Source organism: Novosphingobium sp. B-7 (genome assembly GCF_000410615.1).
Lineage (GTDB): Bacteria > Pseudomonadota > Alphaproteobacteria > Sphingomonadales > Sphingomonadaceae > Novosphingobium > Novosphingobium capsulatum.
This window is the reverse complement of record NZ_KE148491.1, coordinates 23725-29377: the sequence shown is the minus strand read 5'-3', so window position 1 is coordinate 29377 and position 5653 is coordinate 23725. Positions and strand designations below refer to the sequence as shown.

Genomic DNA, 5653 nt, shown 5'->3' with positions numbered 1-5653 from the left:
GCCCCCGGCGGGCAACGAAAAGCCGGTCTGGGCCGGCGCGCCGGGCGGAGACAGCGTGCGCTTTGGCGCGCCCGGTGCTGCTCCCGATCTTTCGCTATCGTGCCGCCAGGGCGTTCTGGTGGTAACCCGGCATGTGCCCGCCGAAGTGGGCGCGCAGGCGCTGTTTGCGCTGCAGGGACGCAAGCGCATCGTGCGCCTGGCAGTGGATGCCACTTCGGTGCCGGGTTCGCCGGGCTATCTGTGGCAGGGCAGCCTGCCGGCGGGCGATCCGGCGGCCGAAGTGTTCGAAGGGCCGTTTATCGGCACCCTGCCCGATGCGGGCAAGATCAGCGTGCCGGGCAGCGACCTGGTGCGCGCGCTGATCCGCCGTTGCGGCGCGCGCCCGGCCACGGGGGCGACACCGGCCGCGCCCCAGGCCCAGGAATGAAGCTTTAGAGCTTCCCGAACTTGTCCTCATAGGCAGCGGTATCGCCGCTGCTCAGAAGCTTGGCCTGCTCCACCCAATTGTCGCGCGTGGGGCGGCCGGCAAAGGCGCCAAGCTGCGCATCGATGCGGGCCACGTCCTCGTCGGTCCAGGCAGCAATCTGCGCAAACTGCGTCACGCCCAGGCTGGCCAGCAGCGTCTTGAGCTTGGGCCCCAGGCCCTTGATGCGGGTCAGGTCATCGCCATCGGCAGTTGCCACGGCATCGGCCGGGGGCGCAGTGGGTGGCGGCGGCACCGGAATGGCCGCGGCGGGCGGCGTATCGATCAGCGCGGTATTGCGCTGCGCAGGCGCCGCGCCTTCGGACAGGACATCGTTGAATTCGCGGCGTTCGGGTGCCTTGCCACCCCGGCGCAGCAGGAGGAACGCCACCACCAGCAGCAGCGCTACGGCGCCTGCCACCAGTTGCCAGTTGGCCTCGATCAGTTGCAGCATCGTCTAAAGTTCCATGTCAGCAAAGCGAATGGAACCGCCATGGCAACAAGCGCGCCGGGGAGCAAGCGGGGGCAGCGTGCGTCATGCTGCCCCCGCCGGTCCGGTTCAGGCCGGCTCGGCCACCAGAAGCGCCGCCTTCTTGCGGCGGCGCCACGCGTGGAGCAGCGGCTCGGTATAGCCGCTGGGCTGGGCCACACCTTCGAACACCAGGTCGCAGGCGGCGCGGAAGGCAAAGCTCGTATCCCAGTTGCCCGCCATCGGCTCATAGGCCGGATCTCCGGCGTTCTGCGCATCGACCTTGGCCGCCATGCGCCGCAGCGCATCCATCACCTGCTCTTGCGTGCAGACCCCGTGCAGCAGCCAGTTGGCCAGGTGCTGGCTGGAAATGCGCAGAGTGGCGCGGTCTTCCATCAAGCCGACATCGTCGATGTCGGGCACCTTGGAACAGCCCACGCCCTGGTCGATCCAGCGCACGACATAGCCGAGCAACCCTTGCGCGTTGTTGTCCAACTCGGCGCGGATTTCCTCTTCCGACCAGTTGGCGCCATCGGCCAGTGGGATCGCCAGCAAAGCATCGAGCGCCGGAATGGGCCGCGCGGCGATCTCGGGGCGCAGGCCGAACACGTCCACCTGGTGATAATGCGTGGCGTGCAGCGTGGCGGCCGTAGGCGAAGGTACCCAGGCCGTATTGGCACCGGTGCGCGGATGGGCGATTTTTTCGACAACCATGGCGCGCATGCGATCGGGCGCAGCCCACATGCCCTTGCCGATCTGCGCCTTGCCGGACAGCCCGCAGGCCAGGCCGGTGCCGACATTGCGCGCTTCATAGGCGGCGATCCAGCCGGCCTGCTTCATCGCGCCTTTGCGGATCATCGGGCCGGCCTGCATCGCGGTGTGGATTTCATCACCCGTGCGATCGAGGAAGCCGGTGTTGATGAACACCACGCGATCCTTCACGGCAGCGATGCAGGCCGCCAGGTTGGCGCTGGTGCGGCGCTCCTCGTCCATCACGCCGACTTTCACGGTATGGCGCGGCAGGCTGAGCAGGTCTTCCACGGCATCGAACAGGTCATTGGCAAAGGCCACTTCTTCGGGCCCGTGCATCTTGGGCTTGACGATGTAGATCGCGCCCTGGCGGCTGTTGCGGTGCTGGCCCAGGCGCATCACGTCGTGCATGGCAATGGCGCTGGTGATCACCGCATCCATGATGCCCTCGGGAATTTCCGATCCATCGGGCAGCAGGATGGCGGGGTTGGTCATCAGATGGCCAACGTTGCGCACGAACAGCAGGCTGCGCCCCGGCAGGGCAAAGGCGGTGCCATCCGGCGCAGTCCAATCGCGATCGGGTTCCAGCGCGCGATGCATGGTCTGGCCGCCCTTGGCGAACCGCGCGGTCAGATCACCGCGCATCAGGCCGAGCCAGTGGCGATAGGCCACCAGCTTGTCTTCCGCGTCGACCGCCGCGATCGAATCCTCCAGATCGACAATCGTGGTCAGCGCCGCTTCCAGCACGATATCAGCCAGGCCCGCCGCATCGCTGGCGCCGACCGGATGGGCCCGATCGAGCACCAGTTCGATGTGCAGGCCGTTGTGGCGGAACAGCAGGCCGCCGGGCTTGTGCCCGACCCATTGCGCCGGATCAGCCAGGGCGGGCACGCCCTGCCCGTCCCAATCAGTCCACGATCCCTGCGCCAGCGGCAGGGTGGCGTCCAGAAAAGCGCGCCCCGCCGCGATCACCGCCGCGCCGCGCGCCGCGTCATAGCCACCCGGCCGGGCGGGCGCGGCATCCAATGCGTCCGTGCCATACCAGGCATCATAGAGGCTGCCCCAGCGCGCGTTGGCGGCGTTGAGCAGGAAGCGATCGTTGAGCACGGGAACGACGAGTTGCGGCCCAGCCATGGTAGCGATTTCAGGATCGACGTCCTGCGTGCCCACGGCAAAGGGCGCAGGTTCGGGCACGATATAGCCGATCTCTTCCAGAAAGGCGCGATAGGCAGCAGGATCATGCGGCTGGCCCCGGCGCGCTACGTGCCAGGCATCGATCGCGGCCTGGATCGTCTCGCGCGTTTCCAGAAGCGCGCGGTTTACCGGGGTGAAACGCGCCACCAACCCGGCAAAACCCGCCCAAAACGCCCCGGCATCCAGCCCCAGCGGCGCCAGCACGTCGTTTTCCAGAAATGCGGCCAGCGCGGCATCCACCTGCAACCCGTCCCGCGTGATACGGGGGCGCAGGTCGGCAATTTCGGTAAACTCACCCATGGTCATCTGCCTTTGTCATCAAAACGGGCATGGCAATGCCGGCCATCGAACCGCATCCCTATCGGATACCGGATCTGTGCCGACCTGCCTATTGAACCTGGGGAGGAACACCCCCGTTCTGCCCGATTCGCACCGGCTTGGCAACAGGGGTTCACCCGGCCTGCGCGAACGGCTAGGTGTGGTTTCCGATGCAACAGCTTTCCGCCACCGAGCAGGCCCTGCTCGCCCCGATCGACGGCGCCCCCCTGCTCGACCAGGTTCTGGCATGGAGCGCGATCAACACCGGCACGCGCCATCTTGCCGGCCTTGCCCGCCAGGCCGCGCTCCTGGCCGATGCCTTTGCCGCGCTGCCCGGCACGGTGGAACTGGTGGCGCCGGCCCCCGTGGAAACCGTGGCCGCCGATGGCACCGTGGGCCAGCTTGACCACGGCGCCCACCTGCTGGTGCGGGTACGGCCCGATGCGCCCCGGCGCTATCTGCTGACCGGGCACATGGACACCGTGTTCCCGCCAGGCGATCCGTTCCAGACCACGACTTGGCTCGACGACACCACGCTGGGCGGGCCGGGCGTGGCCGACATGAAAGGCGGCATCGCCGTCATGCTCGCCGCCCTCAGCGCGTTCGAGCGCAGTGCGGTGGCGCGCCAGGTCGGCTATGACGTGCTGATCAATTCCGACGAGGAAACCGGCAGCCTGTCATCCGCGACGCTGATCGCCCAGGTTGCAGCCGGCAAGGCCGCGGCACTGACCTATGAACCATCGGCCCTGCCCGATGGCACGCTGGCGGGCGCGCGGGCAGGCAGCGGCAACTATGCCGCCGTGATCACCGGCCGATCCGCCCATGCCGGGCGCAACCCGGACGATGGCCGCAACGCCATCGTCGCGGCGGCAGACCTGGCGCTGCGGCTCAAAGCCCTGCACCGCCCCGGCCTGTCGGTGAACCCGGCACGGATCGACGGTGGCAGCGCCAACAACGTGGTGCCCGACAAGGCCGTGCTGCGCTGGAACATCCGCCCTGCGGCCGAGGCCGATGCACAAGGCTTTGCCGTGGCGCTGGGCGCGGCGGTGACAGAGGTGGAGCGCGCGCACGAGGTGGCGATCCACGTGCATGGTGGCATCAGCCGCCCGCCCAAGCCATTGACCGAACCAGCGCTGGCGCTGTTCACCCTGGTACGCGACTGCGGCGCGGCGCTGGGGCAGCCGATCGCCTGGAAAGATACCGGCGGCGTCTGCGATGGCAACAACATCGCCGCACTGGGGGTGCCGGTGGTGGATACGATGGGGGTGCGTGGCGGATCGATCCATTCGCCGCACGAATTCCTGATCGTGCCCTCGCTGGCAGAGCGCGCGGCGCTGTCGGCACTGGTGTTGCATCGGCTTTCCGGGGGAGAATAGCGCACCATGACGTTTCGCATTCGCGCCGCCCGCCCCACCGATGTGGAGGCCATGTACGAGATGGCCAAGCTCGGCGGCAGTGGCTTTACCAACCTGCCAGCTGATCGCGCCACTTTGCGCGCCAAACTGGAGCGTGCCGCCGCCTGCCTGGCCGACCCGCGCGAAAGCCTGCCCGACGGGCCGGGCGATGAACTGTTCGTGGTGGTGCTGGAAAACGTGGCAACCGGCGAACTGCGCGGCACGGCGCAGATCTTTGCCTGCGTCGGGCGCGGCGGGCCGTTCTATTCCTATCGCCTCACCACGCTGACCCAGCATTCCAAGGAACTGAACCGCACCTTCCGCGCCGAAATGCTGCACCTGGCCACCGATCTCGAAGGATCGAGCGAAGTGGGTGGGCTGTTCCTCCATCCGGCCGAGCGCGCCGGCGGGCTGGGCATGCTGCTGGCGCGCAGCCGCTATCTGTTCATTGCCATGCACCGCGCCCGCTTTGCCCCGCGTATTCTGGCCGAACTGCGCGGTGTGATCGACGAGCGCGGCGGATCGGCGTTCTGGGACGCGGTGGGCGGCAAGTTCTTTGGCATGGGCTTTCAGGAAGCCGATCATTTCAACGCGTTGAACGGCAACCAGTTCATCGCCGACCTGATGCCCAAGCACCCGGTCTATGTGGCGATGCTGCCGGAAAACGCGCGCACGGCCATCGGCATGCCGCATCTCAACGGCCGGCCGGCCATGCGGATGCTGGAGGCCGAAGGGTTCGCCTATGAAGGCTATGTCGACATTTTCGACGGGGGCCCGACGATGACCGCCCGCACCGACCAGGTACGCTCCATCGCCGGGGCCAAGGCGCAGACCGTGGCCCACATCGCCGCTCCCGAAGGCCATGGGCCGGTGCGCCGCGTGCTGGCCGCCACCGGCCGCCTCGCCACGTTCCGCTGCACGCTGGGCGAAGTGACGCAAGGCGCCGATGGCCTGGTGATCGATCCTGTCGCCGCCGCCGCGCTGGATGTGCGGCCCGGTGACACTGTGTGGCATGTGGACCGCTGAAGAACGGAACGAACAAGATGGCACTGCTGGAAATAAATT

General features: G+C 67.8%; 5 protein-coding genes. 3 read left to right on the top strand and 2 right to left on the bottom strand.

The features are described 5' to 3' along the window. On the top strand, nucleotides 1-427 hold a 427-nt coding region (locus tag H926_RS29730), incomplete at its 5' end, for a hypothetical protein (RefSeq protein ID WP_202804786.1). Between the two features lie 4 nt (nucleotides 428-431). Here H926_RS29730 and H926_RS0121590 read toward each other — a convergent pair. Further along, entirely contained in the window at nucleotides 432-917 is a 486-nt protein-coding gene (locus H926_RS0121590) for a hypothetical protein (protein ID WP_022678105.1), read from the bottom strand. Between the two features lie 105 nt (nucleotides 918-1022). After that, on the bottom strand, nucleotides 1023-3176 hold the full coding sequence (locus H926_RS0121585) for a malate synthase G (protein WP_051146474.1): 2154 nt from the start codon (nucleotides 3174-3176) through the stop codon (nucleotides 1023-1025). A gap of 188 nt (nucleotides 3177-3364) precedes the next feature. Here H926_RS0121585 and H926_RS0121580 point away from each other — a divergent pair, with 188 nt between their 5' ends. Continuing rightward, nucleotides 3365-4570, top strand: a complete 1206-nt coding sequence (locus H926_RS0121580) for a hydrolase (RefSeq protein WP_022678103.1) — start codon at nucleotides 3365-3367, stop codon at nucleotides 4568-4570. A gap of 6 nt (nucleotides 4571-4576) precedes the next feature. After that, nucleotides 4577-5614: an arginine N-succinyltransferase gene (locus H926_RS0121575; RefSeq protein WP_022678102.1), complete on the top strand. Its 1038-nt coding sequence runs from the start codon at nucleotides 4577-4579 to the stop codon at nucleotides 5612-5614. Nucleotides 5615-5653 lie beyond the last annotated feature (39 nt).